The 26441-nt window shown below is 51.3% G+C and carries 27 protein-coding genes; 12 read left to right on the top strand and 15 right to left on the bottom strand.

Annotated features, from left to right (window positions below):
* Nucleotides 1-54: 54 nt before the first annotated feature.
* Nucleotides 55-975 carry a LysR family transcriptional regulator gene (locus GN278_14545; GenBank protein XAT61869.1) on the bottom strand — a complete coding sequence of 307 codons (921 nt, stop codon included), beginning with the start codon at nucleotides 973-975 and terminating at the stop codon, nucleotides 55-57.
* 460 nt (nucleotides 976-1435) lie between these two features.
* On the opposite strand from GN278_14545, the gene GN278_14540 reads away from it, so the two are divergent.
* A complete protein-coding gene (locus GN278_14540) occupies nucleotides 1436-2245 on the top strand; it encodes a hypothetical protein (GenBank protein XAT61868.1) in 810 nt (269 codons plus the stop codon).
* Here GN278_14540 and rsmD read toward each other — a convergent pair.
* Both rsmD and GN278_14530 read right to left on the bottom strand, forming a co-directional pair.
* Nucleotides 2240-2806 carry a 16S rRNA (guanine(966)-N(2))-methyltransferase RsmD gene (gene rsmD, locus GN278_14535; GenBank protein ID XAT61867.1) on the bottom strand — a complete coding sequence of 189 codons (567 nt, stop codon included), beginning with the start codon at nucleotides 2804-2806 and terminating at the stop codon, nucleotides 2240-2242. The two genes, GN278_14540 and rsmD, sit on opposite strands and share 6 nt — an antisense overlap.
* Entirely contained in the window at nucleotides 2803-4017 is a 1215-nt protein-coding gene (locus GN278_14530) for a pyridine nucleotide-disulfide oxidoreductase (GenBank protein XAT61866.1), read from the bottom strand. The genes rsmD and GN278_14530 overlap by 4 nt, the downstream gene beginning before the upstream one ends.
* 83 nt (nucleotides 4018-4100) lie before the next feature.
* Here GN278_14530 and GN278_14525 point away from each other — a divergent pair, with 83 nt between their 5' ends.
* The gene (locus GN278_14525) at nucleotides 4101-4589 is read left to right on the top strand and encodes a redoxin family protein (protein ID XAT61865.1); all 489 of its coding nucleotides are present in this window, start codon (nucleotides 4101-4103) and stop codon (nucleotides 4587-4589) included.
* A 2-nt stretch (nucleotides 4590-4591) separates the two neighbouring features.
* On the opposite strand, the gene GN278_14520 is transcribed toward GN278_14525, so the two are convergent.
* The 6 genes from GN278_14520 to GN278_14495 form a co-directional block, all read right to left on the bottom strand.
* Nucleotides 4592-4888, bottom strand: coding sequence for a 4a-hydroxytetrahydrobiopterin dehydratase (locus tag GN278_14520; GenBank protein ID XAT61864.1), 297 nt, complete (start codon nucleotides 4886-4888; stop codon nucleotides 4592-4594).
* A complete protein-coding gene (locus tag GN278_14515; protein ID XAT61863.1) occupies nucleotides 4885-6069 on the bottom strand; it encodes a GNAT family N-acetyltransferase in 1185 nt (394 codons plus the stop codon). Before GN278_14515 ends, GN278_14520 begins: the two co-directional genes overlap by 4 nt.
* A 48-nt stretch (nucleotides 6070-6117) precedes the next feature.
* Nucleotides 6118-6885 (bottom strand): phosphodiesterase, encoded by a 768-nt coding sequence (locus tag GN278_14510; protein XAT61862.1) that lies wholly within the window; start codon nucleotides 6883-6885, stop codon nucleotides 6118-6120.
* Entirely contained in the window at nucleotides 6882-7346 is a 465-nt protein-coding gene (locus GN278_14505; GenBank protein XAT61861.1) for a RidA family protein, read from the bottom strand. The genes GN278_14510 and GN278_14505 overlap by 4 nt, the downstream gene beginning before the upstream one ends.
* A gap of 67 nt (nucleotides 7347-7413) precedes the next feature.
* A complete protein-coding gene (locus GN278_14500; GenBank protein ID XAT61860.1) occupies nucleotides 7414-8721 on the bottom strand; it encodes an HlyD family type I secretion periplasmic adaptor subunit in 1308 nt (435 codons plus the stop codon).
* A complete protein-coding gene (locus GN278_14495; GenBank protein XAT61859.1) occupies nucleotides 8718-10451 on the bottom strand; it encodes a type I secretion system permease/ATPase in 1734 nt (577 codons plus the stop codon). Before GN278_14495 ends, GN278_14500 begins: the two co-directional genes overlap by 4 nt.
* A 255-nt stretch (nucleotides 10452-10706) precedes the next feature.
* Between GN278_14495 and GN278_14490 the strand changes: the two genes are divergently transcribed.
* Together GN278_14490 and GN278_14485 are read left to right on the top strand one after the other, a co-directional pair.
* A complete protein-coding gene (locus GN278_14490) occupies nucleotides 10707-11378 on the top strand; it encodes a VacJ family lipoprotein (protein XAT62689.1) in 672 nt (223 codons plus the stop codon).
* Nucleotides 11353-11967 (top strand): ABC transporter substrate-binding protein, encoded by a 615-nt coding sequence (locus GN278_14485; protein ID XAT62688.1) that lies wholly within the window; start codon nucleotides 11353-11355, stop codon nucleotides 11965-11967. Before GN278_14490 ends, GN278_14485 begins: the two co-directional genes overlap by 26 nt.
* Nucleotides 11968-11987: 20 nt before the next feature.
* Here the strand turns inward: GN278_14485 and GN278_14480 are convergent, their stop codons facing one another.
* Nucleotides 11988-14150, bottom strand: a complete 2163-nt coding sequence (locus GN278_14480; GenBank protein ID XAT61858.1) for a glycosyl transferase — start codon at nucleotides 14148-14150, stop codon at nucleotides 11988-11990.
* A gap of 271 nt (nucleotides 14151-14421) precedes the next feature.
* Between GN278_14480 and GN278_14475 the strand changes: the two genes are divergently transcribed.
* Nucleotides 14422-14760, top strand: coding sequence for a P-II family nitrogen regulator (locus GN278_14475; protein XAT61857.1), 339 nt, complete (start codon nucleotides 14422-14424; stop codon nucleotides 14758-14760).
* 18 nt (nucleotides 14761-14778) lie between these two features.
* Nucleotides 14779-16110 carry an ammonium transporter gene (gene amt, locus GN278_14470; protein ID XAT61856.1) on the top strand — a complete coding sequence of 444 codons (1332 nt, stop codon included), beginning with the start codon at nucleotides 14779-14781 and terminating at the stop codon, nucleotides 16108-16110.
* An 83-nt stretch (nucleotides 16111-16193) separates the two neighbouring features.
* Here the strand turns inward: amt and prs are convergent, their stop codons facing one another.
* On the bottom strand, nucleotides 16194-17213 hold the full coding sequence (gene prs / locus GN278_14465) for a ribose-phosphate diphosphokinase (protein ID XAT61855.1): 1020 nt from the start codon (nucleotides 17211-17213) through the stop codon (nucleotides 16194-16196).
* Between the two features lie 102 nt (nucleotides 17214-17315).
* On the opposite strand from prs, the gene GN278_14460 reads away from it, so the two are divergent.
* Both GN278_14460 and GN278_14455 read left to right on the top strand, forming a co-directional pair.
* The gene (locus tag GN278_14460; protein ID XAT61854.1) at nucleotides 17316-17915 is read left to right on the top strand and encodes a 2-hydroxychromene-2-carboxylate isomerase; all 600 of its coding nucleotides are present in this window, start codon (nucleotides 17316-17318) and stop codon (nucleotides 17913-17915) included.
* Entirely contained in the window at nucleotides 17915-18724 is an 810-nt protein-coding gene (locus tag GN278_14455; protein ID XAT61853.1) for an alpha/beta fold hydrolase, read from the top strand. The genes GN278_14460 and GN278_14455 overlap by 1 nt, the downstream gene beginning before the upstream one ends.
* 90 nt (nucleotides 18725-18814) lie before the next feature.
* Here the strand turns inward: GN278_14455 and GN278_14450 are convergent, their stop codons facing one another.
* Nucleotides 18815-19882 carry a hypothetical protein gene (locus tag GN278_14450; protein ID XAT61852.1) on the bottom strand — a complete coding sequence of 356 codons (1068 nt, stop codon included), beginning with the start codon at nucleotides 19880-19882 and terminating at the stop codon, nucleotides 18815-18817.
* Nucleotides 19883-20014: 132 nt separating this feature from the next.
* Between GN278_14450 and GN278_14445 the strand changes: the two genes are divergently transcribed.
* From GN278_14445 to GN278_14435, 3 genes are all read left to right on the top strand, one after another.
* Nucleotides 20015-21043, top strand: a complete 1029-nt coding sequence (locus tag GN278_14445; protein ID XAT61851.1) for a helix-turn-helix domain-containing protein — start codon at nucleotides 20015-20017, stop codon at nucleotides 21041-21043.
* 137 nt (nucleotides 21044-21180) lie between these two features.
* On the top strand, nucleotides 21181-21531 hold the full coding sequence (locus GN278_14440) for a hypothetical protein (protein ID XAT61850.1): 351 nt from the start codon (nucleotides 21181-21183) through the stop codon (nucleotides 21529-21531).
* A 218-nt stretch (nucleotides 21532-21749) separates the two neighbouring features.
* Entirely contained in the window at nucleotides 21750-22226 is a 477-nt protein-coding gene (locus GN278_14435; protein ID XAT61849.1) for an NUDIX domain-containing protein, read from the top strand.
* Here GN278_14435 and plsY read toward each other — a convergent pair.
* The 3 genes from plsY to GN278_14420 are packed head-to-tail and all read right to left on the bottom strand — an operon-like array spanning nucleotide 22223 to nucleotide 25091.
* On the bottom strand, nucleotides 22223-22867 hold the full coding sequence (plsY, locus tag GN278_14430) for a glycerol-3-phosphate 1-O-acyltransferase PlsY (GenBank protein ID XAT61848.1): 645 nt from the start codon (nucleotides 22865-22867) through the stop codon (nucleotides 22223-22225). The two genes, GN278_14435 and plsY, sit on opposite strands and share 4 nt — an antisense overlap.
* Nucleotides 22864-24144: an amidohydrolase family protein gene (locus tag GN278_14425; GenBank protein ID XAT61847.1), complete on the bottom strand. Its 1281-nt coding sequence runs from the start codon at nucleotides 24142-24144 to the stop codon at nucleotides 22864-22866. The genes plsY and GN278_14425 overlap by 4 nt, the downstream gene beginning before the upstream one ends.
* On the bottom strand, nucleotides 24141-25091 hold the full coding sequence (locus tag GN278_14420; protein XAT61846.1) for an aspartate carbamoyltransferase catalytic subunit: 951 nt from the start codon (nucleotides 25089-25091) through the stop codon (nucleotides 24141-24143). Before GN278_14420 ends, GN278_14425 begins: the two co-directional genes overlap by 4 nt.
* 376 nt (nucleotides 25092-25467) lie before the next feature.
* On the opposite strand from GN278_14420, the gene GN278_14415 reads away from it, so the two are divergent.
* Nucleotides 25468-26337, top strand: a complete 870-nt coding sequence (locus GN278_14415) for an EamA family transporter (protein ID XAT62687.1) — start codon at nucleotides 25468-25470, stop codon at nucleotides 26335-26337.
* The last annotated feature ends 104 nt before the right edge of the window (nucleotides 26338-26441 follow it).

Below are 26441 nucleotides of genomic sequence, written 5' to 3'. Positions count from 1 at the left end.
CGCCAAAACCTGTGGGTTCGGAAGGAGTTCAATATAGGCCTATATTACCACCTTTTAAATGCGGCACTCTGATTCATGTGAGCCAATGTTGTCTTTTTTGAATTGGCTTTTTTGAAAGACCTGAATGATCCAGTCGCATACATAACGCAATGCCGCGTCGTGGCGCCGAGTTTCATGATATACCAACCAAACTTCGCGGGCATAACTCGACTTCAAACCATCCAGAGTTTTGTTCTCACCAGCAAAAGCATCGGCTTCTATTGTTTTCCAGCCCTGATGCTCTGGATAGAGCGCATCAATACCCAGCCCAGCCCAACCAGTTTTCTCGACAGCGCTTTTGATGCATTCAAGTGTGTTGATTCGAAGTTCTGGCTCGGACTTAAAAATTTGCTTCGCTCGTTCCATTTCAGGCCAATTATCCATGCTGTGATCAAGCCCAATCCACTTTGTCGGATGGGTGGATTTTTTGGCGAAAATTCCAGTTTGGAGGACGCCAACCTTTCGGCACATCAAGCGCCCCTTGCTCGGCCGTTCTAAATGCAAGGCAAGATCAACCGTGCCGTCAGCTGTACGTTCATGTTTGTTTTCCGCAACGATGTTAAGCTCAATACCGGGGTGCAGATCTGCAAAGCCGGCAAAAAAACCGCTTAGATAGGCGGAAACGAGCACATGAGGCGCTGACAATGTTATTTTGCGAGACACTTGTTTTGCATTGTCACCATTTATTTCTTCGGTTTCTATTCGATTGAGGGAAACTTGAAAATGCGCGGCGGCTTCGGCGAGCTTATCGCCATATGGTGTAAGTTTCCAGCCATTGCCAAATTTGACCAACGCCGGTTCGGCGAGAGAGCTGTTAAGCCGCTCTAGCCGCCGTGACACAGTTGAGACATTGGCCTTTAGTGCAAAAGCTGCATTTGTCATCGTTTGGCTTCTTGCCAGATGCATTAAGCATTTTAGATCATTCCAGTTGGGCATCTTGTGCTCCTCATTTCGGTATCGTCTATTTTTTAAAGCCTGCTGTTCCGAATCTCTGAGTTTGATATTGACCAATGTACAACATTTGGTAGTTCTTTGGTATTAAAAAAATACCCTTAAGGGTGTAAAATTTGTGGCATGACTTATCCATTACGTGTCTGTTTGTCACTAAAAAATTATGTGCTGAAAAATTACCGTTGTAGAAAATTACAACCTTTGGTAATTTTATAGGCTGTGCTATTCTTTTCGGTCAATAAGAGATAACCAAAATGTACATACCCTCAAGCACTTAAAAATATTGAATTTTAAATAAATGAGACAGCATTAACAATTAAGTTATATCACAACCTGAAGATAAGTGAGATAATCACTTTTGTTATAGTTTGTTTGGATTCTTGAAAAAAATTCATAAATATTAAGGTTTTGGCCTTTAGGGCAATCATTGGATCAGGAGTTTACATTGAGTGTTTTGGGTGTGTTTGGTCAGAATTTGCGAAAATTATGTACCAGTCGGCCGTCTATAGCGGCCGTTTGTCGTGATTTGGATATTAACCGCGTACAGTTCAATCGGTATATGAGTGGCCATTCTTTTCCAAAGCCTAATGTTCTGGAAAAAATATGTGACTATTTTCAGGTAGATTCCCGGATCATTCTGGAAAAGCTGACCGACGACCAAATAGAAATGGTTCGTAATGGAAAAAACGCCCGTAATATTGGGATTGAAGGCAGCTACCTGCATAATGCGGTGAATTACTTTGAACGCAGTATTTCTTTGGGTGTGGCGCAGTATGAAATCCCTGATGGTATTCATTGTCTGTGGCGTAATTCTTTCATGGATACGAGAACCGCTGTTAGCAATCTTGTTTTGGTGAAAACTGTTAATGGCAGCAGGGTGTTCAAATCGTTTGATCGTCCAACAAATGCACGACGTTTGGTTGGAAAGGACAATTTCAATCCACGGGAACATCGCGGCGCAGTCCTAAGCACGGCAGACGGATTTACTTTGCTTGGGATCAGCCCACACCCGTCTTGGTACATTAGTATGACCTATCTTGGGAGAGCCTATTTTAGCGATAGTATCCTCACCGGATTTTCAATCGTGTCGCGCAATGAATATGTTGGGCGGCGGCGCGCATCTCGCTGTGCATTTGAATTATTGCCGCAGCGTTCAGACGATATTTTGCCCATGGCGCGTCAAGCCGGTATGCGCCGGCCGTTAAGTGATGTGCCTGATATCATTCGCGAATTGATTGAGCCACCATTTTCATAACACCGCCCGCTGCAGTATTGTTACATGCGTATTGCCATATTTGCGTTGATCAAACAGGATAAATCCGGTGGGGGCCGTCATCGGACAGGATTCTTCCCATACTATGTAGGCTTCGGGGGCAATCCAGCCGCGCTCAAGGGCTATTTTCAAAGCTTTTTCGCCCAACCCTTTTCCATAAGGCGGATCCAGAAAAATCAAATCAAATGCATCTACAGGACATTTCGAAAGCCGCGTTGCATCAAGTTTTTTGAACACCACTTGTGCGTCGGTTTTAAACAGCGCGATATTTTTCTGCACTATTGCAGCAGATTTCGCGCCGTTATCAACCATCCAAATACTGCTTGCACCGCGGGATAATGCCTCAAATGCCAACGCACCCGTGCCTGAAAAAAGATCAAGAACACGGGCATTGGCCAGGCGATTACTGATTCTTTCGCTGCTGAGTAAATTGAACAGATTTTCACGGACGCGGTCAGTGGTGGGGCGCAAATGTGCGGCATTGTCGGTTTTTCCCACCGTTGCCAGCCGCCTGCCTCGAAAGGTTCCTGCAATGATTCTCATGGCTTTAACAGGCTTTTAAGATTGATCTTAGGGTCTGCAATCACCGCAGGGGCGGGGGAGTTTCCATTTTCAATCAGCCGTTTTCCAACCATATAGGCCCGTGGATCGTTCATCGCATCCACTGCCAGCAGTCTATCGCCTTGATAGTACCAAAAAGATACCAAATTTGGTTCATCTGGTGCAGCGCGGGTTACAATACTGTCGTAACCTGTGTTCAATCCTGCAATTTGCAGTTTCACATCATATTGATCGGACCAGAACCAAGGTTGGGGGATATAGGCCTGTTCAGCACCTAGAATATTGCTGGCGACTGCTTCGGCCTGATCAATAGCGTTTTGCACGCTTTCCAGTCGCAGCTTGCCATCTTTATAGGGAAAGACGGCGCAATCGCCCGCAGCCCAGATCGCCGGATCCGATGTTTGCCCAAGGGCGTTGACTTGGATCCCGTCCTCAACGGTCAAACCGGCGGCCTTGGCAATATCGCTCTGCGGCGTAATCCCTACGCCAACGATGACAAAATCAACAGCGATCTTGCGGCCGTCGCTCAGGGATGCGCCGCTAACGCGGCCCTCTGTGCTGTGCAATTGGGTCAGTCCGGTTCCTTCTTGAATGTTGACCCCGTGACTTTGGTGCAGAGACCGGAAATAATCGGACGTTTGCGGCGCGGCGACGCGCTGTAAAATCCGTTCGGACATTTCCACCAAAGTGACGTTAAGCCCTAGGCGCGCAGCCACTGCCGCCGCCTCAAGCCCAATATACCCACCGCCGACAATTAACACCCGCCGTCCGGCCATAAATTCTGGTGCCATGGCATCGGCATCGGCAAGGTCGCGCATCGTGTAAACACCTGCCAAGGTGCCGCCGATGCTTTTTGGCAGACGCCGCGGCGAAGACCCGGTGGTCAGCACCAAATGATCATAGGGATAGAGGGTATCACCTGCAGTCACCGTTTTGGCGGTGCGATCCACCGCATCAACGCTACGGCCTAATGCCAAAGTAATGGTTTGGTCGTCATAAAAGTTTTGCGGTCGCAAAAAGAGCCGCTCTTTGCCAATCTCGCCCAAGAGATATTTTTTTGACAAAGGCGGGCGCTGATAGGGCAGTTCGGGCTCACTGCCGATCATGGTGATCTCACCCTGATGGCCACTGCTGCGCAATTTTGCCACCAAAGATGCCCCCGCCTGACCGGCGCCAACTACCACAATTTTCATTACGTCTCCTTGAGCGGTGTGGTCATTTTCATTGCAACCCTATATTGAGTGTGGACCAAAATGCAATCAAAGGACAAAGCAATATGACGATATCTGTGGGTCAGCGACTGCCAGAGGCAACATTTTTAAAAATGGGCGATAAAGGCCCCGAAACTGTTGAGCTTAGCGCTAAGCTTGCAGGACGGAAGGTTGCGATTTTTGCAATGCCGGGCGCGTTCTCCGCGACCTGTACAGGTAATCATATTCCAAACATCTTGATGCATAAAGAGGCGTTGGCGGCCAAGGGCGTCGAAGAAATTTTAATTGTGTGCGTCAACGATCCTTATGTCATGCGTGCCTGGGAAAAATCATCAGCCGCCGATGAAGGAGAGCTTACATTTCTTGCTGATTCGGATGCTCAGTTTTCCAAGGCAATGGGCTTGACCTTTGATGCGCCTGTAATCGGGTTTTATGACCGCTCTCAGCGCTATGCAATGCTTGCCGAAGATGGCCTGGTCGCCGCGCTGCTTATCGAAGAAAAGCGCGCTGCGATTACCACATCTGGCGCGGATGCTTTGCTGGTCGCGATTTAAGCCTATTTTGCCAGCTGGTCCATTTTCTCGGCCAGTTTTACATCAAGAGCGCTGAGCCCTCCGACATCATGAGTGCTCAGCGTGACCTCAACCCGGTTATACACATTAAACCACTCTGGGTGATGGTTTAGCTTTTCGGCCCAAAGAGCCACTTTGCTCATCCAGCCAAATGTCTCGATGAAATTACCAAAGCGAAAGCTCTTTTTAATGGCATCTCGGTCTTGATCCATGCTCCAGCCATTGTTTAAACACTCGGCCAGCGCCTGAGTACGGTCTTGGTCAGATAAAGGTGAATTCATTCTATTTCCTCCACAGTCGGTTTTCGAAAAGGGCCGTAGCTGGTCAGGATTTCGATATCCTCACAGATCGCCCGCTTCTCGGCTTCTAGATATTGTTCCACAGCCTGTTGAAAGCTGGGTTCGGCCAGCCAATGCAGCGAATGGGTTTGCACCGGCAGATAGCCGCGTGCCAGCTTGTGCTCACCCTGCGCTCCGGCTTCGACCCGCGCAAGCCCCTGCGTTATGGCAAAGTCTATCGCCTGATAATAACAGACTTCAAAATGTAGGCAGGGGTGATCTTCTACCGCGCCCCAATAGCGTCCGAACAAGGCATCGCGCCCAATAAAGTTCAGTGCGCCGGCAATATAGGTATCGTCGCGCGTGGCCATCACCAAAGCAATATCATTTTGCAGGCGCTCTTGCGCCAAATCATAAAAATCGCGCGTGAGATAGGGTCGGCCCCATTTTCGGGCACCGGTATCTTGATAAAACCGCCAAAATGCATCCCAATGCTCGGGTTGCAATTGTTCCCCGGTAAACACTTGAATGTCACCGCCAAAACCTTTCGCGCGGGCGCGCTCTTTTCGGATGTTTTTACGTTTGCGGGACGACAGGTCGCCCAAAAAAGCCTCAAAGTCGGGATAGTTTTTATTATACCAGTGAAATTGTTGCGTGACCCGATGCAGCAGGCCTTCCTCGGTGCCCTGCGCGGCTTCTTCGGCGGTGCAAAACGTAACATGTGCTGAGGACAGTTTATTGGTTTGGGCAAATTGCTGAATGGCTTGAATCAATGTGTTGGTGGCCAACGTACGGTGTTCTGGACGTACAAGAAACCGGCGCCCAGTGGCCGGAGTAAAGGGCACAGCAAGCTGCAATTTAGGGTAATAGCGCCCACCGGCCTGCTCATAGGCATGGGCCCAATTGTGGTCAAAAATATATTCACCCTGCGAGTGCAGCTTAAGGTACATCGGCGCGCAGCCAATCAGCATGTCATCTTGATAGGCGGTTAAATAATACGGCTCCCACCCGGTGCCAGGGCCGACTGATCCACTGTCTTCCAGGGCTTTAAGAAACCGGTGGGTGGTAAAGGGATCAAGCGCGCGGCCGCTCACAGCCTCGGGGCAGGCGCAGCTGTCCCAGTCACTTTCGCCAATCTCTGAAAGCGATGAGATAATCTCAACCCGAAGCGATGCCCGGCTCATTTATGACCTCCGTTGCCCTTTCTTGATGTGGCGTGATGGGCGCTAGGATCAAGGGGTAATCCGCGCGGCATAGCCTTCAAAGGTAATATTGTCGGCCATCTGCCGTGCAATCGCTTCTTCGGCCTCTGATGTGATAGTCCAGCACAGTACCGGATGCCCAGCTGATTTAACTTCGGCCACACGGGCGTTGGCCAGATCGCTCTGATCGTGGCTTATAAATCCTGCTTCCATTGCATCGTACCCATCAAGTCGCCGAAGCTGCTGCAAACGCTGTTCGGATATGTCGGGCCAGTCTTTGGCAGAAAAGCTATCCGTGGTTAGGCCACGGGGAATTTCCGGCGCAAGCTTGGCCATGTGGGCCACAGAATGTGGATTGAAAGACATAACGGCCACTGGGCCGCGATAGCTATGCAAGGCCGCAGCAGTTGCGCCTTCTAGCTGCCCGTCAGTTGGGTCAAGCTCACCGTGCTTATATTTAATCTCGATCAGCAGAGGAACTTTACCGGCAACTTGAGCCAAAATATCCACAAGTGCCGGTATGCCAGTTTGCCCACCAAGCAGCTGAACTGCACCAAGTTCGGCGGCAGTTTTATCCATTACTCGCCCGGCTACGCCGGTCATACGGTTGAGCGTTTCGTCATGAAACACCATTGCCTGACCATCGGACGAGCATTGTAGATCAAGCTCGATCCCATAGCCAAGGGCAACAGCCTTGGCAATCGCTTCGCGGCTATTTTCAACGCCATTTTGCCCACCGTGAAAGCCGCGATGCGCTATGGGCACCTGCAGGAACGCGTCGGGCAGCAGCAGGGTCATTTTATTTGAAAAATGCCTTCGATTTCGACGGCTATTCCCAATGGTAAAGCCGCCGCTGACACGGCGGACCGCGCATGTCTGCCGGCTTCACCTAGCGCTTCAGCCAAGAAATTTGATGCCCCGTTGATGACCTGAGGCTGCTCTGTGTAGTCCGGGGTTGAATTGACAAATCCGGTCAGCTTGACGACCCGCACCAAGCGGTCAAGATCGCCGCCGCAGGCGGCTTTGACCTGAGCAAGCAGATTAATGGCGCAGGCTTTGGCCGCCTCTGCGCCCTCTTCAGTGGTCATATCCGCCCCAAGCTTGCCAGTAATTAGCCCGCCCATTGTGCCGGGAATTTGACCCGAGACATGTACAATGTCCCCGACAGTGACAAAAGGCACATAATTCGCCGCTGCCGCTGGTGCATCGGGTAAGGTGACGCCGATTTGCGCCAGTTTGCTTTCAAAATTCCCACTCATGGCTAAATCCTTTTTGCATGCGTTAAACCCTACTTAGCCCTAATTTTCTGCCACGAAAAGAGCCGGTTTAGGTTTCGCGGAATGCGCGGATGAAATAATCGCTCAAAGGTTTGAGAAAATAATTTAGCGGACTGCGTTCGGCGGTACGGATAAAAGCATCAACCGGCATCCCGGGGATAAGCGTTATCTCAGGAGGAAGCCGCGCCAACTCGCCATCGCGTAGTATAATTTCCGCGCGGTAATAGGGCTGTTGGCCATTTTGGTCTTGAAACGCATCGGCCGAAATAAGCGTGACCGTCCCGAAAAGTTCCGGCGTGCTGCGCTGATCCAGTGCAGAGAACCGTAAGGCCACCTCTTGGCCTAGAAATATTTGATCAACATGAATAGGCTCGATGCGCGCGGCTATCACCAAAGGCCGGTCTTGTGGGATCAGAAATAAAACTGGATCGGCAGGCCGTATTACCGAGCGCGGCGCATGCACTGCAAGCCCGTAGACAATGCCGGAAACCGGCGCTCGAATGTCCATCCGCGCTAGCTTTTGCTGTAGCGCACGATGTCGCTCTTCCAGTTCAAGAAACCTAAATTGCTGATCTCGCAGATCGCTGATGGCTTTTTCACGCCGCTGGGTCTGCAGCGCATCAATTTCGACATTAAGCTCGGTGATCCGGACGGATGCTTGGGCTGTTCTGGCAGTGAGATCACCAATTTGGCCGTGCAATTGCGCGGCTGCGCGCTTTAGGTCAAGGAGTTTTGCAGCCTGCGCCAAACCACGGTCAAACAGGGTTTGCTGGTTTGTTAACTCTTCCTCGGTCAGTTCCAGTTGTATACTTAGGGCTGTTTGCTGCGCAGCAAGGCCTTCGATTTGATTGAGCACCTGTTCGCGTTGTTTTGCCAGCTGTTCACTTTGATGATCTATTGAGGCCCCGCGCGCCTCAAACAGCCGTTTCTGGCCCTGCATCAATTCAGCAACTTCCGGATCTTTTGAGGCTTGGTGCGCAAGTCTTGGATCAAAGCTAATCTTTGAAAGCGCATCGCGCTCAGCCTCAAGACGGCCGCGCCGGGCCATCATTTCAAAAAGCTGACCTTCGATAATCGCCATCTCGGACTGTTCGGCACTGGGGTCGAGGCGCACCAAAACTGCATTGCGTTGGACCAACTCGCCTTCTTCAACAACGATTTCCGCCACGACGCCCCCATCGGGGTGTTGCACCACTTGACGGTTTTTTTCCACCTCAATCTGGCCGCTGGCAATAATGGCGCCCGATAGTGAGCTAAAGGTTGCCCAGCTGCCGAACCCGCCAACCAAAACCAGCAGTGAAAAAAGCCCCAAAAGCATTGGCCACCTAAGGGCAAAAACGGCTGTAGAGCCTGTCATGTTGCCTCTTTAGACGGGGATGGTTGGGCCAACGCCTGATAGTTTTGTACTGTTGATTTTAACACATCCTCTTTTGGACCAAAGGCTTTACATTGGCCCCCGTCCAGCATCAAAAGCAGGTTGCACTCTTGAATGGCTGCCGGCCTGTGGGCCATAATCAGCACTGTTTTTCTTTCGGCTTTTAGTGCGCGAATGGCGGCGTTCAAGGCAAGTCCGCCTTCATGGTCAAGGTTTGAGTTGGGCTCATCCAGCACGACAATCACTGGATCACCGCACAGCGCACGGGCAAGCCCGATACGTTGAATTTGACCGCCGGACAGCTGACCGCCAAAGGCGCTCACTTGGGTGTCATAGCCATCGGGAAACGATAGGATCATCTCATGCGCAGCGGCTTTTTGGGCCGCTTCAATGATATGCTCTGGCGGGCGATCGGGGGAGAGCCGCGCAATATTTTCAGCAATTGTGCCATCAAAAAGCTGCACCCGTTGGGGCAGATAGCCGATATGTTCGCCCAAAAACTCAGAGGCATAATTGTCAAGTGGCGCACCATCAAGCCGGATTTTACCGCCGGCCGGCGGCCAGACCCCTGTTAAAGTGCGGGCCAGAGTGGATTTACCAGCACCCGATGGGCCTATGACCCCAACAGCAGAGCCCGGCGGTATGCTAAAGGTCAAAGATTTGAGCGCTGCGGTTTGTTCACCCGGCGGAAAGACGGTCAAAGCCTGTGCTTCAAGCTGCGCTTTTGGAATCGGAAGCGGGGTACGCTGTGTTTCGGGTGGCGTTTCGCTTAAAAGCTTCGACAGGTTTTTCCAACCTTTGCGGCCGCGCTGTACCAAAGCCCATTGCCCGACCGCCAATTCGATTGGGGCCAAGGCGCGGCCAAGTAAAATCGATCCGGCAATCATGGCGCCGGGGGTGAGTTGTTCTTGCAGCACAAGATAAGCACCAAGACCCAGCATCGCAGATTGCAGAAACAGCCGGAATGTTTTGATCATAACTGTGAAACCGCCGCTATAATCAGAATTCGTCAGTTGATTTACCAAGGCCGAATTGCGCAGGGTTTGCCAGCGCTCGAAAGCACCTGCCGACATGTTTAGTGCGCGGATCATTTCCGCTTCGCTGCGCATATGCTCGGCAGTTTGTGTTGCGCGAAAGCTCGCCTGATTTGCTTTTGCGCCTGCCACGCGCGTGGTCAGTTGGTTGAGCAGGGCAAAACCGATTAAAATAGCGCCACCACTTAGGGCCAACATCCCAAGCCATGGGTGAAAAAGGCTAATTCCTAAAAGGAAAATTGGCGTCCAAGGCAGATCGAAAAAGGCCATAAGAACCGGCGATGTCATCAATCGCTGAATCATTTCAAGGTCATTTGCAGCACTGGCCGCCAAAGGGTCTTGCTTCACTGCGGATCTGCGCAGCATTGCATCAAAAACCCGGCGGTCCAGCCGCGCCTGAAACCGCGCACCGACGCGGGCCATAATCCGGCCGCGGGCAAAATCCAAAAGACCCATCACGGCATATAAAAATACAACCACTATTGTCAAAGCCACCAAAGTTGCTTCGGACCGGCTGCTCAGCACGCGGTCGTAGATTTGCAGCATATAAAGTGGGCCGGTTAGTAGTAGAAGGTTGGCAAAGCAGCTAAATAGGCCGACACCCCAGTAAAACCAACGGCTTTCATTGCGCGCTTTAATCAGTTCTTGTTGGCCATATTGGTGTGATGTAATTGCCATAAATATATTCTTTAGTGGAGCGAATAATCCAAAAGTATTACACATCATTTAACTTATGGCTAGAGTGCATTACATTTTGTCGTGATGTGGGTCTTGGGTGGAACTCATGCCTTGATGCGATATATAACTATAGTGGAATCAAATTTTTTTGTGCGATTGATCCGGCGGCAGTGTTAAATGGTGGTACAAATGGCTTTTTTATATAAGCTGTGTTTGGCGATTGCGCTGGTCGTGCTCAGTGCGTGCAGCCCTCAGATGCTTGTCACTGATATTCACGACCCCTATGAGTCCACCAACCGTCAAACGCACGCCGTCAATAAAGCCCTTGATAAAAGGCTCTTTCGGCCATTGGCCGTCGGGTATTCTAGAGCCGTGAACGATACTGTTGAAACCATGATCGGCAACGTGGCAAGTAACCTTTCTGTGCCGAGCCATATTGTGAATGATCTGCTGCAGGGCGAATTGATATCGGCTGTGCAGAATACTGCAAAATTCGGCATAAATTCAACGCTGGGCCTTGCAGGTATTGCAACCCCTGCTGCTGAGTTTGGGATTGATGGTGGGCGTTCAGATTTTGGCCAGACTCTGCATGTTTGGGGTGTAAGTGAGGGTGCATACCTAGAATTGCCTCTGCTTGGTCCGTCAACGGGCCGGGATGCAGTTGGAACTGCTATTGATTACGTTCTTAACCCGATTGGCCAGTTTGCAACCGCCGAGCAACAAGTAATAGCAACATCGACCCGCGTTGGATCAATTCTAAGTCAACGCGGCCAATTTGCAGGAATGATTGATTCTGTGCTTTATGAAAGTGCGGATAGCTATGCCCAAATGCGTGGTATATTCCTGCAACAACGGCGTTTTGAAATTGGTGGCCAACAAGAGGATGTCTATTTTGACCCCTATGACGACATATTTGAAGAAGAATAAACCGCAGCGCAGAACTGTAATTTTGGGGCTTGCGGCTGCGTGCATTCATGTGGCAGCGCCGGTTTGGGCGCTCAGCACAGCTCAAGCCAAAAAACTTGTTGGCAATGTGGTCGATGATATCAATACGGTTATTCAATCGGGTCAAAGTGAACCTGCCATACTGGCTGATTTCGAGAAAATTTTTCAGCGCTACGCAGATGTAAAAACCATAGCGCGATATGCGCTGGGGCGTGACGCGCGCAGCGCATCCCCGGCTCAGATGGCGGCTTTCACGGACGCTTTTTCAAGTTACTTCTCGCGTAAATATGGCGCGCAGTTTAATGAATTTGTCGGCGGCCGGATTGATGTGAAGTCAACGAAAGCTGTCAAAAGCTTTCATGAGGTTAAGGCCATTGTCGAGTTTCGGGGCGGCTCGAAGATGGAGCTTATATTTTTGGTCTCTGATCGTTCAGGGCGGCCGCTTTTTTTCAATATCTTCATGGAAGGTATCAATATGCTTCTGACCGAGCGCACAGAAATTGGTGCGATGCTGGATCAACGGCGCGGCGATCTAAAGGCGCTGATTTCCGATCTGGAAAAAATGGGTTAAAATTGCTGCCCGCGATGCAATTAAGGGCTGCCAAGCAAGCGGCGTAAAAGGGTATTGATTGCACCTCTTGGGCGATCCTGCTCACCGGTACCATTGCGATTGAAAAATCCCCCTGTGGGCGCGGGCCCGCCCGGCGGCTGCGGTGCAGACATCGGCAGTGGCTTTGGCATATCCGTTTGATGTACTCGGGTCATGGTTTCATGCCAGATCTGTGCAGGTAGTCCGCCGCCAGTGACCGCCGTAAGGGGCCGGTTGTCATCATAGCCCATCCAAACGCCTGCCACATAATCGGCAGTAAAGCCGATAAACCAGGCATCTCGGGCCGCTTGCGTGGTGCCGGTTTTGCCCGCCACTTGCCAGCCCTCAAGCCCGGCGCGTTGCCCGGTACCCTCGTCGACAACTTTTTCCATCATATAGACCAGCTGCTCAGCAGCAGATTGCCGGATCACTCTTTCCCCGATGCCGCCGCCGGCCCCCATTACAGGTTCATTGTCCTCGTTCAAGCGAAGCTCAAGCAAGCCATAGGGGGTGACTGCCGAGCCACCATTTAAAATTCCGGCATACGCGCCGACCATATCAATAAGCGTTGCCTCCGACACCCCAAGCGCAATCGCCGGACCTTCTGCCAGATCGGTTCCAAGGCCAAAGTCAGCGGCCACTATGCGCACATTTTCGCGGCCAACAGCTTCTGAAAGACGTACGGCTGGAATGTTGAGGGATTTGGTGAGAGCTTCGCTTAAGGTGACCTGGCCCAAAAACTCTTCTGAGTAGTTTTTGGGGCTCCAATCGCCTGAACCGGGGATTGTTAGCGTTAGGGGGCTGTCCTCAAGCATGTCGAGCGGTGAGTAACCTAGTTCCAGCGCGGTGGCATAGACGAAAGGCTTAAAAGCCGAACCGGTTTGGCGCAGGGCTTGGGTGGCGCGGTTAAAAGCCCCGGAGACTTTTAGCTTACGCCCGCCCACCATCGCGCGCACGGCGCCATCAGCCGACATGACCACGATCGCGGCCTGCGCTTCGGATCCTGTTTTGACCAGATCTTTGAAAACATACTCAAGTGCCTCTTCCGCCGCCCTTTGGATGGTAGGATCGAGCGTGGTTTTAATCTTCACATCTTCGGTGGTATTGCGGGTAAAGAAAAGTGGCCCGCTTTCCATCACCCAATCTGCAAAGTATCCACCTGCATTGGCTTCGGCTGCGGGCGATAGCACGGCAGGTTTTTGCCGTGCGGCTGCGGCTTCTTGCGCGCTGAGATAGGACTGCTCTTCCATCAGGCCGATAATCACTCCGGCGCGGTTTTGCGACCGTATCAGATTGTTGGTTGGGGCATAGCGGGTCGGGGCCACTAGCAAACCGGCAAGCATGGCGGCTTCTGCTGGGCTAACATCGGCCGCCGACCGGCCAAAGTAGCGCTGTGCAGCAGCCTCAAATCCGCGAGCGCCTGCGCCCAGAAAGGCCCGGTTTAGGTAAATCGTCAATATGTCGTCTTTGCTGTATTTGGCCTCCATCGCGAGCGCATAGATCGCTTCTTTCACTTTGCGCCATAGAGACCCTTGGCGGCAATCGGCTTCATAGGCGCGTTCGCTGGCCCAGCGGTTTTGGTCATAGGGCACGCCGAGGCACAGCAATTTTGCAGACTGTTGGGTGATTGTTGATCCGCCATGACCGGATAGCGGCCCGCGGCCTTCGCTTAGGTTTATCCGGACTGCGCTTGCAATGCCGCGTGGGCTTAGACCAAAATGGCGATAAAAGCGTTTGTCCTCTGTTGCGACAACCGCATTTTTTAAATGGGGAGAAACTGTCTTTGCATTGATAACACCGCCGAATTGATCCCCGCGCCAGGCAAAAATCTCGTCTTGATAATCAAGCAGGGTAACAGAGCCCCGCGCTCGGCCATCCAAAAGCTCGCCTACGGGTGGCAGGCTGAACCACACATAGCCGATTGCAAGACAAACCAGCACAGCAATGGTTAGGCCGGTGCGCCACAGCACCGCCCATATCAATTTCCAAATCAACCGCAGCACCCATTTGATGAACCGAGTTATCATATTGCCTTTCGGCTTCTGCTTCGGTGACCGGCTTGTTTTTTTAGAGGCGCTCACTTTTGGTGCGCCGCCAGCGCCGCGGCGCTTCGGATATCGATTGTCGGCGACCAATTGTTTGGTCGGTTTACGGGTGCCTGCCATGTATTTGTAAAGCCTCAAGGCGTCTTTGTTTTGCGCAGCATAGTCGGCTTTTGTCTGCTTGTTTAGGGCATTTCGTCCGGTAATTTCATTCCGTTTAAGATTAAAAAATAATCAAAATAACATAAATGCGCAAAAAATATGCGCTTTTGCCATATTTTTGACTAATTTTACCCCTGGCTCTCCTTCCCTTTTAAAACCAGCAGCACTTTTGTGGGCTCGCAACGTTTCTCAATTTGGCCATTCATTGGCCCGACTAAGGAAGGAAAACACGGTGAAATTGATCATTGCAGCCATCAAACCGTTCAAACTCGAAGATGTGCGCGAAGCGCTGACCGAGATTGGTGTTCGGGGGATGATGGTGTCGGAAATAAAAGGTTTTGGTGCCCAATCTGGACATACCGAAATCTATCGCGGGGCGGAATATGCGGTGAATTTTGTTCCCAAAATCAAACTCGAAATTGTGGTTGAGAGCGCATCGGCTGACCAAGTCGTCGAAACCATAATGAAAACTGCTCAAACGGGCAAAATTGGCGATGGCAAGATTTTTGTTCTTGATGTCGCACAGACCGTCAGAGTGCGCACCGGCGAGTCCGGTCCAGAGGCTATCTAACAAAGGAACCCTTGAACAATGTTTACCAAAAGAACATTCACTCTCGCTGGCGCAATGCTGGCAGTTTGCCTTCCGACACTCGGCTTGGCACAAGAGGCTGATGTCACGCCACTTAACGGTGAGATTGGCTTTATTTTCACCACATTCATGTTCCTCGTCGCTGGATTTTTGGTGTTTTGGATGGCGGCAGGCTTCGCCATGCTCGAGGCCGGTCTAGTGCGGTCAAAGAACGTCACCATGCAGCTCACGAAAAATATTGGGCTGTTTTCTCTGGCGTCGATCTTTTACTACCTGATCGGCTATAACCTGATGTATCCTGGAGATGGCTGGAGTATCGAAGGCATGCTTGGTGGCTTTAGCATAACAGCGCTTGAAGCCGTTGGACTGGCCGGCGAAGAGCCTGATCTTACCTACGCATCTGTTGGGTCTGACTTTTTCTTCCAGCTGATGTTTTGTGCGGCAACAGCGTCGATCGTTTCCGGCGCCTTGGCTGAGCGGATCAAGCTCTGGCCATTTTTAGCCTTTACCATTTTGCTCACATCTGTGATCTACCCGATCCAAGCCAGCTGGAAATGGGGCGGCGGCTTCCTTGATGCCATGGGCTTCTTGGATTTTGCTGGATCAACTGTTGTGCACTCAGTTGGTGGCTGGGCTGCGCTGACAGGCGCGATCATCCTTGGCCCACGGATTGGCAAATACACCAAAGAAGGCAAAACCGTCCCGATCCCTGGCTCTAATCTGACGCTAGCAACTTTGGGTACATTTATCCTGTGGCTTGGTTGGTTTGGCTTCAACGGTGGTTCTCAGCTTTATATGGATACTGCGGGCAATGTGGCCGATATCAGCCGGATCTTTAGCAACACCAACACGGCAGCAGCCGGCGGTGCAGTTGCGGCTTTGATCCTATCACAGCTGCTGTACAAGAAGCCTGACCTCACGATGGTTTTGAACGGTGCGTTGGCTGGTCTGGTGTCAATCACGGCTGAGCCGCTGACCCCAAGCCTTGGTGCAGCGACGCTAATTGGCGCCGTGGGTGGTGTTATCGTGGTACTCACAGTGCCAATGCTTGACCGCTTCAAAATCGACGATGTGGTTGGCGCGATCCCAGTACACTTGTTTGCTGGTATCTGGGGCACAATCGCTGTGGTCTTCACCAACTCTGATGCTTCGCTGGTCACCCAGCTTTATTCCATCATTGTGGTTGGTATCTTTGTGGTCATCGCGTCCGGTATTGTCTGGTTCGTGCTGCGCTCAACCATCGGTATCCGCGTCAGCGAAGATGATGAGGTGAACGGCTTGGACATGTCCGAACTGGGTATGGAAGCCTATCCAGAGTTTGGCCGCGGCTAAACTTCAGTTGACTTAAAAAGGTAACGGGCCCCTGTTTGCAGGAGCCCGTTTTTTTGTTGGTTAGGGTTTTTTGCCCACATACCTCAAGAGTTAAAGAAATGCCCGTCATAAATCGCATCTAGTGTATCGGTTTCAAACAGTGAAGACACCGATGTGCCGTTCCAACTATTCAAGATTGCCTGGGCAAACATGGGCGCTGTAGGCACAATGCGAATGTTTGGTGCGGCTTTCACTGGATCGCTGGCTTCGATGGAATCGGTGATCACCAGTGATTTCATTACTGATTTTGAAATCCGTTCGACCGCAGGGCCAGATAAGACCCCGTGGGTGATGTATGAGTGAACTTCCGAGGCACCGTTTTCAAGCAAAACTTCGGCCGCTTTGCACAGCGTGCCAGCAGTGTCGCAAATATCATCTACAATGATACATTTTTTGCCTTCAACGTTTCCAATCACGGTCATCTCAGCCACTTCACCGTGTTTTTCACGGCGTTTGTCCACGATGGAAAGTGGTGCGCTGATCCGTTTAGCCAACTCTCGTACGCGGGCTACACCGCCCACGTCTGGCGATACAACCATCACATCATCAAGCTGACCTTTGAACTGGTGCATAATATCCAAAGCGAAAATTGGCGAGGCATAGAGGTTGTCCACCGGAATATCGAAAAATCCCTGAATTTGTGCTGCGTGTAAATCCATGGTCAGCACCCGCTCGATGCCGGCCTCAACCAGCATATTGGCCACCAGCTTGGCACTGATTGGGGTCCGGGCTTTTGATCTACGGTCCTGCCGTGCATATCCAAAATAGGGAATAACCGCGGTGATCCGGCTGGCCGAAGACCGCCGCAAGGCATCGGCCATAATCAGAAGTTCCATCAGGTTATCATTGGCAGGATTTGATGTGGACTGGATGATAAACATATCCTCGCCGCGCACGTTTTCATAAACCTCGACAAAGATTTCTTGATCGTTGAACCGTTCAACGCGGGCATCTACCAAGCCCACGTTAAGGCCGCGATGAAGCGACATGCGCCGCGAAATAGCTTTGGCTAAAGACAGGTTTGCGTTTCCCGAGATTAGCTTCGGTTCAGTGATAGTTGGCATATAACTTTTCCCCAGATGCACTATGTGACAGATTCGTGACGTTGACACCGCTTAGCATGACGTTATCGTCTGGCAAAGTGGTGGATGCGCAGGAGAGAGAATTTGCCAACAATTGAGTATTATTTTTCGGTTATTTCGCCCTACACCTATCTTGCGGGCGAAAGATTAAGCGATATAGCAGCGCGCCACAGTGCCGATATTATCTATCGGCCACTGGATGTGGCGGCGCTGTTTTCACGCACAGGCGGTTTGGTCCCTAAAGAGCGCCACATCAGCCGTCGTGAGTATCGATTGCAAGAACTTACACGTCAGGCAAAAAAACTAGCTCTGCCCATAAATTTGAACCCTGCGCATTGGCCAACCAATCAGGCACCGGCCTCGTATGCCTTTATTGCGGCCAAAAACAATGGCGGTGGTGATCTGGGCACATTGGTTCATGCGATGACCCGTGCCTGCTGGGCCGAAGATCGCAATATCGCCGAAGATGATGTCATCCGCGACTGTCTGACAGCGGCGGGATTTGACCCTGCGCTGGCGGCCGGCGGTTTGTTGCAAGGGGCCGAAGAATATGCCGCCAATCTCGAAGCAGCGGTGAACGCTGGCGCGTTTGGTGCCCCGTTTTATATTGTTGATGGGGACCAACGTTTTTGGGGGCAGGACCGGCTTGACGATCTTGATGCACATTTGTCTGGTGCGCTTTAATGCCAATTGAAAACCGCGCTGGGCATTTGACCCACTATACGCACTCGGAAGGGGATGGCAGACCGGTTTTAATGCTGCATTGCACCATGGGCAACGCGGGTGCATGGCGTGGGCTGACGGAACATCTTGGCTCTGCCCAACGTTTTATCGCCTTTGACTTGCCCGGACATGGCAAATCTGCGCCCTGGCACGAGCAAGGTGATTTTCATACTATTGGCACAGAGATTGCAAAAACTTTTCTGGATCAGCCGATGGATTTGATCGGGCACTCGTACGGCGGCACAATTGCACTGAGGCTAGCACTTGAACTGCCAAAAATGGTACGCTCACTGGTACTGATCGAGCCGGTGCTGATCAATCTTGCCTTTGCTGACAATCCAGAGCTTAAAGCTCTTTATGCCCAAGATCATCAAGGGTTCGAAGAGGCTTGGCAGCGCGGTGATCTGGAAACCGCAGCGCGCGAGTTTTCCCGCATGTGGGGTGATGGTCGCCGCTGGGAAGATGTGCCGCCGCGCGCGAAGCAGACGATGATCGATAAAATTGGTATGATCAAAGCGGGCGAGCATAACGTAATCGGAGATCGTTACGGGTTTTCAAAACCTGGCCGGTTGGCCTCTGTTGATGTGCCAGTGCTGTTGATTGAAGGGGCTGCGTCGCACCCTAGTGCAGGGGCCGTAAATACCGCGCTGCAAAATCGATTGCCGCAGACGCAGCGCGCGGTAATTGGTGGCGCGGGCCATATGGTGCCAATCACCCATGCGGCCGAGACCGCACAGGCGATTGATGGGTTTTGGGCAGATACGATCTAGAATAAGTAAAATCCCCGTGTTTGCGAGGTTTCAAAGAACCAACACTGCATGTCATTCGGCGGTGTTGGTTTTAATTTTGTGGTTGCCACCTTAGAGATTTTCAAAAAAATTGAGCACAGCTTGGGTTAGCATTTGATGTTTTTCGCGGCGTGCGTCCCCACCGTTTTCGCAGACAAACACGTCCTCGGGGTCTTCTGCTTTCAAAATATCCAATGCCTGATCCGTACAGACCCCAAGAAAGTCAAAATGTGACAGCCCTTCCGGTTCTAGATAGCGCTTAGACTGCGCTGGAAGCGCTGCAACCAAAGCGCGGGATTCACCATCGAGATTTATGTTGGCGTAATTGGCTTTTGCCCCAATAACCAAAAGCGGGCGCTCGATTTTGCTAAGGCTTTCAGTTGAAAAACTTTGTGTGCCGCCAAGATCAAAAACGGCAAAGCCTGCTATTCTTGAATCTGACAGATCCTGAGACATCTTGCTTTGGTCCTCGGCTGTTTTTGCAATACGCCATTCCTTTACTATTCGACAGATAAAATCTTGGGGAAATTGCACACAATGCGTAGCAATCTTATCAGGGTCGTAGCGTCCTCCGGCCAATAAAACCGCGGTAAATCCACCCAAAGAATGGCCCGCCATAAAGATGCGGTTTTCATCCACGCGCTTGGCGAAATCGGGATGATTGATGATATGGTCTATGGTTCTTGAAATATCCTGCGGCCGCTTCCAAAGCTGACGCCTGTCATAGGCATCACGCAGAAATGTTGAGGTTCCGGGGTGATTGATGGCGGCTACAAAATAACCCGATTGACTAAGCGCCGAAGCCAGCCACGCTTGATTTCTGGCATTGCCAAACATGCCATGTGAAAAGATGAACAAAGGCAATTTCCCATCAATGGGTTGAGCATTTGGAATGACGCTGATGTTTTCCCAAACCGCATTTCCATGGGCGCTTTGGGCGCCAGTTTGCTGATGGGTTGGATACCAAATGTAACCATTTAAATGGCGACTGCTGTCCGGCGACGTGATCTTTAGGGTGATAAGGCCGGTTTGATGCTGTGCTGTTTCTGCCTGTGCTGACGCAGACTCTAGCGTAAATATCAATAGCGTGTATATTAATGATCTGAACTTCATTTTGTTACTCCAATTCAATATATTCATGAGCTTAAAGTCAGTTTAAATGTAATAATAACAACAGTGTAATTGCCGTTTTGGGGTCCTTAATCGTTATCTAGGACATCCAGAGAGAACATCAGGACACCACGAGCATCAAATAGGACAAGAAAACAAGATTTGTTATCACTGCCTCTGCCGATTATTGAGTTTTTGCTGTGTGCAGTCTTTTGTGCGCTTGTTTGGCGTGTTGATGTGGGAAGCCGTCTTGCACGGTATTTTTTCACTGCTTTTTTTGGTTCAGTTGCACTGGCGGCGTTAATGGTCGGACTGCGATTTGGCTATGATTTTGAAAATATAATCGTGGTGCAGAGGATTATACCACTTTTCATTGGCCCGTTGGTGTATCTTGGGTTTCTGTCATTGATGCATGCGCCAGCGCAGATGAGGATCTATATTGCAATAAATTTAGGCATTGCAACTACGGCATCTCTGTTACCTTTTTTATTCCGTGAACTACGCCCAGCTTATGATTTCTTTATTAGCTTTAGCTATTCGATCTATTGCATTGCCCTTTTAGTGTTGTGGCGCCGGGGTGCGGATAGCCTACGAAATGCAAAATTTGATAGCATTAGGGCGCTTCGGCTATGGATGCTTGGCGCGGCATCCCTTCTTGGAATTATGGTCATTATAGACACTATGATTGCAGTACGGTTCGCGCACCAGCAGCTTAAAAATGCGCTTGCCTTGATTTCCAATGCTTCGTTGATTTCTGTTGTCATCCTTTTCGGTGGGCTCATGTTTATATTTTTTGCAAGCCAAGAAAAACGCGCGTTAAAACACCCTACCAAAACCACAGATGACGTGAATGAGAAGGCGCTTGAGGTTGAGCGCTTAACCCGAGATCTTTTAGAGAAAAACCAGCTTTATCTTGATCCCAATCTTTCGCTTGAACGTTTAGCAAAGCGCCTTCATTTGCCAACGCGCTCTGTTTCTGAGGCGATTAATCAGTCTCAAGGTATGAATGTATCGCAATATGTAAATAGATTCAGGTTGCAAAAGGCTGCATCTCTGTTGGTCACAACCGCTCTAAGTGTAAATCAGATTTTGGAACAATCCGGGTTTTTGACCCGGTCAAATTTTTACCGCGAATTTGAACGGGTTTTTCGAATGTCTCCAACCGAATACCGAAGTCACAATAAAAGATAGTCCGGTTCTACAGCTGATCGCCTGATGCGATTTTAGGCAGATGATGAAAACATGCAATGATTTGTCAAACTTGTGGTAAGACCCAAGAACAGTACACAATTCTGTGTGCATTTTCTCAAAATTGATCGGATTTATTTATGAAACTTCCAGAATGGACTGGACCTGCGCTTTGGGGCGCAGTGGCCGGTGGCGTGGCTCTTGCAATTATAGGTTTTAATTGGGGCGGCTGGGTCAAAGGTGGCACTGCTTTAAAAATGTCAGAAAAATCTTCTATAGCGGCCGTTGCTGAAGCTCTTACACCCTATTGCCTCGCAGCCTCAGAGGCTGACCCTCTTGCTGCCGGTGTTATGGCAGAATTGGAAAAGGCATCTGGGTATAATAAACGCAGCATTCTTGAAAAATCAGGATGGGCGATCCCATTAGGGGCCGAAAAATCGAATAGAGAATTGGTAATATCCTGCCTAACTGCGTTAGAAAACAAAACCTAGGTGGCTAACATTGATGGCGCTCTTTGGGCGCATCTAAGAGGAATTTAACAAAAATATTTTTGTTCTTGCACTTGGGCGGCTCTGAAGGCCAGTATTGGTTTCAGGGCTGTCGTGACATAAGGGCAAAATATACAGACGGCTGTGGCTGTTTGATGCTTTAGAAAACGCGATAAGGCCTAAAAATAATTTTAGTATGCGTTGATTAAGGATATTTTGTAATGACGGTGGTTCATAAAGCGGTAGCGGCCGTGGTCCGCGACTATGGTAGAGGTTCTGAACTGTTGGTGTTTCGCCACCCTTTTGCTGGGGTGCAACTTCCCAAAGGAACGGTTGAAACAAAGGAAGCTTATGCGGCGGCGGCACTGCGTGAGCTTCATGAAGAATCTGGGCTGTACCTCACGCTCAAACCGCAGCCGATAGGTGTTTGGCATCGCCGTATGGGTGCTGGCGCCAACAAAGATAGACATTTGGAAAAACATATCTGGCATATTTTTGCACTTGAAGTGCGCCATCCGCTGCCCGATCACTGGAGCCATACCGCCGTGGGAAGCCCGGCGGAAGAAGGCTTGGTTTTTGAATTTTTCTGGCGGCCGCTTGGCCCTGATCTTCACCGTGAAGTGCATCCATTGTTTGCTCCAACAGTGACCAAAATCCAGAATTATTTTAGCGCTCAGATGGCTGCATTCGGGACTTAGCCTGCGCTGCTCTCATCGCTTTGCGCATCTTTCTGACCAATCTTGGGCTCGGTGCCGGCCAAAAGCCGAGCAATATTTTCGCGATGTCGCCAAAACACCAAAGCAGTGAAGGCGAGACATAAAGCAACAAGGTCAGGGCGGGCATAGACGACGCACCAAACCAACGAGCTGGCCACCGCGACCAGTGCCGACAGCGACGATATACGCCGCACGGCGGCCACCACCAGCCAAGCGGCGCAGCAGGCCACGCCCAGTGGCCAGTAGAGCGCCAAAACGACCCCAAACAAGGTCGCCACGCCTTTGCCGCCGCGAAACCGAAGCCAGACCGGATAGCAATGGCCAAGCATGGCAAAAAGTGCGGCGATTTGCGCTGCGGCCTCTCCTGCCGTCATCTGCGCCAGCACAACGGCGAAGATGCCTTTGCCGCCATCTAGTAAAAGCGTGAGCGCAGCAGCGGTTTTACTGCCCGTGCGCAGCACATTTGTGGCACCAATGCTGCCCGATCCGATATCGCGCAGATTGCCCAGCCCCATCATCCGTGCCAGTACCATGCCAAACGGGATTGAGCCAAGCCCATATCCGGCAATGGCCCATAGGATCAGGGTGGCGCCATCGCTGGTTATATCGGGAAAAAGTATCATGCCTCAAAAACCTCTTTGCCCGCCACAAACGTGCGCAGAACTTTGCCCTGCATCCGCGCCCCGTCAAAGGGCGTGTTTTTCGACTTTGAATGCAGCTTGAAACGGTCGAGAACAAACGGCGCACCGGGATCAAACAGCACAAGATCGGCCGGTGCCCCCACCGATAGCCGCCCTGCCGAAAGGCCAAGCCGTTTGGCCGGATTAAGCGATAGCGCCCGAAACAGGGTTGGCAGATCAAGATCGCCGGAATGATACAGCCGCAGCGCCGCAGGCAAAAGCGTTTCAAGCCCCACCGCACCCGAGGCGGCCGCTTCAAAAGGCAACCGCTTGCTTTCTTCATCCTGCGGCGTGTGCATAGAGCAAATGATGTCGATTACACCATCGCGCACTGCTTCTATGATCAATTGCCGATCCTCTTCGGCGCGTAGCGGCGGTTTGACTTTAAAAAATGTCCGGTAGTCGGCCACATCAAATTCATTGAGTGTCAGGTGGTGGATCGAGGTGCCTGCCGTGACATCAAGCCCGTTGTCCTTGGCGCGGCGCAGTGCAGGCAGCGCGCGGCCAGTGGTGATCTGATCAAAATGATAGCGCACGCCGGTCATTTCGATCATCGCGATGTCGCGGTCAATGGCCATGCGCTCAGCCATGGGGGAAACGGCTGGTAATCCGCGCAGGGATGCAAACTTGCCCGATGTAGCCGCAGCGCCCTTTGACAGCCCCGGATCTTGCGGATGACCCATCACCAGAGCCCCAAGCGAGCGCGCATAGGAAAGTGCACGCACAAGCACTTTAGTATCGGTGATCACCCTGTCACAATCGGTAAAGCCCACTGCGCCAGCATCCAGCAAAAAGCCGATCTCGGTCATTTCGCGCCCGTCGCGGCCCTTGGTCAGCGCCGCCATGGACAGTACATTCACTGGCGCGGCTTCATTGGCGCGCCTGCGGGTAAATTCAAGCGTTTCGGGGGTGTCAATCGCCGGCAGGGTATCGGGACGAGTTACTACAGTCGTCACGCCGCCGGCGGCCGCTGCTTGTCCTGCGGATTTAAACGATTCCTTATGGCGCTCGCCCGGCTCGCAGACTTTAACGCCGATATCAATGATCCCGGGGGCAAGCACCTTGCCGCCGCAATCAATGACCACAGCGCCCTTTGGCGGGGTGTCAACAACAGATCCAACCGCTTGGATCACACCATCTTTGATCAACAGGCTGCCGTCTGTTTCATTACCTGCTTCGGGATCAATGAGGCGCGCATTGGTCAACAGTATTTTGGTCATACCACAACCTCCGGCGCGTGGACCCGCCGGTTGCGTGCCAGCAAATCCATTGCCGCCATACGCACCGCCACACCCATTTCCACCTGATCCTGAATCACCGAACGGTTGATGTCATCGGCAATATCACCGTCAATTTCAACGCCGCGGTTCATCGGGCCGGGATGCATAACAATAGCATCATCCTTGGCCACTTGCAGTTTATCTGCATCCAGCCCGTAGCGGTGGTAATATTCGCGCTCAGAGGGGATAAACCCGCCGTCCATCCGTTCGCGCTGCAAACGCAGCATCATTACCACATCCACATCCTGCAGCCCTTGTTGCATGTCCTCATAGACCTCGCAGCCAAATTCGGCGATGCCCGAAGGCATCAACGTTGGCGGTCCGATCAGGCGGATGCGGTTTTCCATTTTGCCCAACAGGATAATATTGGACCGTGCCACGCGGCTGTGGGCGATATCGCCGCAGATCGCGATGCTCAACCGATGCAGACGGCCTTTGGCGCGGCGGATGGTCAGCGCATCCAAAAGCGCCTGCGTGGGGTGTTCATGGCGTCCGTCGCCTGCGTTTAACACACTGCAATTGACCTTTTGCGCCAGCAGATCAACGGCGCCAGATTGCGGATGCCGCACAACCAAAAGATCAGGGTGCATTGCGTTTAGCGTTAGCGCCGTATCAATCAGGGTTTCGCCCTTTTTGATCGAACTGGCCTGCATGGCCATATTCATCACATCGGCGCCCAGCCGTTTACCTGCCAGCTCAAACGAGGCCTGCGTACGGGTTGAGTTTTCAAAAAACATATTGATCTGGGTCAGACCGGCCAAAACGTCCGAATGTTTATTCGAGCGCCGGTTTAGATCAACATAGCTGTCGGCAAGATCAAGAATTTCGGAAATAGCAGCGGGGGAAAGTGGCTCAATGCCCAAAAGGTGTTTGTCGGTGAACCCCATAAATGCGCTCCGCTGAATTTGAACGGTTCATAAAGTGCTAGAGGCCTTGGCACAAGCCCTCAGTCACTTTCTACCATAGATTCTTATGCGGGCTGAATTTGCTTTTTGGTGCAACCGCTTGGAAATGCGCAGTGCGCCACATCGGTATCAAGAACCGCGCGGTCAGGAACGGATGGCCCGCGCAGGGGTCTATAGTTGATACCTCGCGTTACAGCCGGCGAAATAGAAATAAAAATTGCTTTGCAATAGTGAAAAATACGCAAGTTTCGGGTCGTGATGCAAAGGCTTGGTATGATACAGGAAATTACTGAAACATTTTCGGGATGGCTTGGTGACAGCTGAAAAATCATCATCATTGGATCTTAGGTCTGCGGCCATGCTTGCGCTACTGGCAATAATTTGGGGCGGTTCCTTTTTCTTTGTTGAAATTGCCTTGCAAGAGGTTCCGCCGTTGACCATTACTTTGCACCGCGTTTTCTGGGCGGTTCCAGTTCTTGGCCTAATTGTGCGCAGGCAAGGCATTGCGTTTCCAACATCACTGCGGGTTTGGGGCGCTTATCTGATAATGGGCGCGCTCAATAACGCGATCCCTTTTTCATTAATAATTTGGGCGCAAGTGTATATTGACAGTGGTTTGGCCGCAATTCTGAACGGAACCACGGCTATCTTTGGTGCTGTGATCGCCGGAGCGCTGCTTTCAGATGAGCGGTTGACCCTATACAAGCTTTGGGGTGCAGTGCTTGGTCTTATTGGTGTGGCCTTTATTATGGGACCGTCTGTCTTGACCGGTTTTGACCCGCGTAACCTGGCGCAGCTTGCTATGCTGGGTGCAGCTGTCTCTTATTCTTTTGCGAGTGTCTGGGGCAAAACAACGCTTTCTGGCCAGCCACCGCTAATGAATGCATTTGGAATGGTGGCAGCGAGTAGTTTTTTGATGATCCCGATTGCGGTAATTTTTGATGGGCCGCCAAGCTTTTCCCTGTCGTTAAGTGTCTGGGCCGCCCTTTTGGGCATCGCAATCCTGTCAACGGCGGTGGCGTATATGCTTTATTTTGCCACTTTGGTGCGGGCTGGCGCTGCAAACTTAATGCTCGTCACCTTGCTCATACCCCCATTTGCAATTGTCCTTGGCGCAGTCTTTCTGGGCGAGCAGATGCGGCCAGAGGCATGGGCGGGATTTGTAATTATTGCGTTGGGTTTTGCAGTGACAGACGGCCGGATATTCAAACGGCGATCCAAAAGCTAAAGAGGTAAATTTTTTAACTGCGCATATTACATGAGAAAAGCGATGTACTTATGCCGGCAGTCTTTTGCATCTCAACCGGACTCCTTTTCCTTTTGGGCTGCACA

The organism is Rhodobacteraceae bacterium Araon29, assembly GCA_039640505.1.
GTDB lineage: Bacteria > Pseudomonadota > Alphaproteobacteria > Rhodobacterales > Rhodobacteraceae > CABZJG01.
Note: the sequence above shows the minus strand (reverse complement) of the source record. Positions and strands in the feature narration are given on the sequence as shown.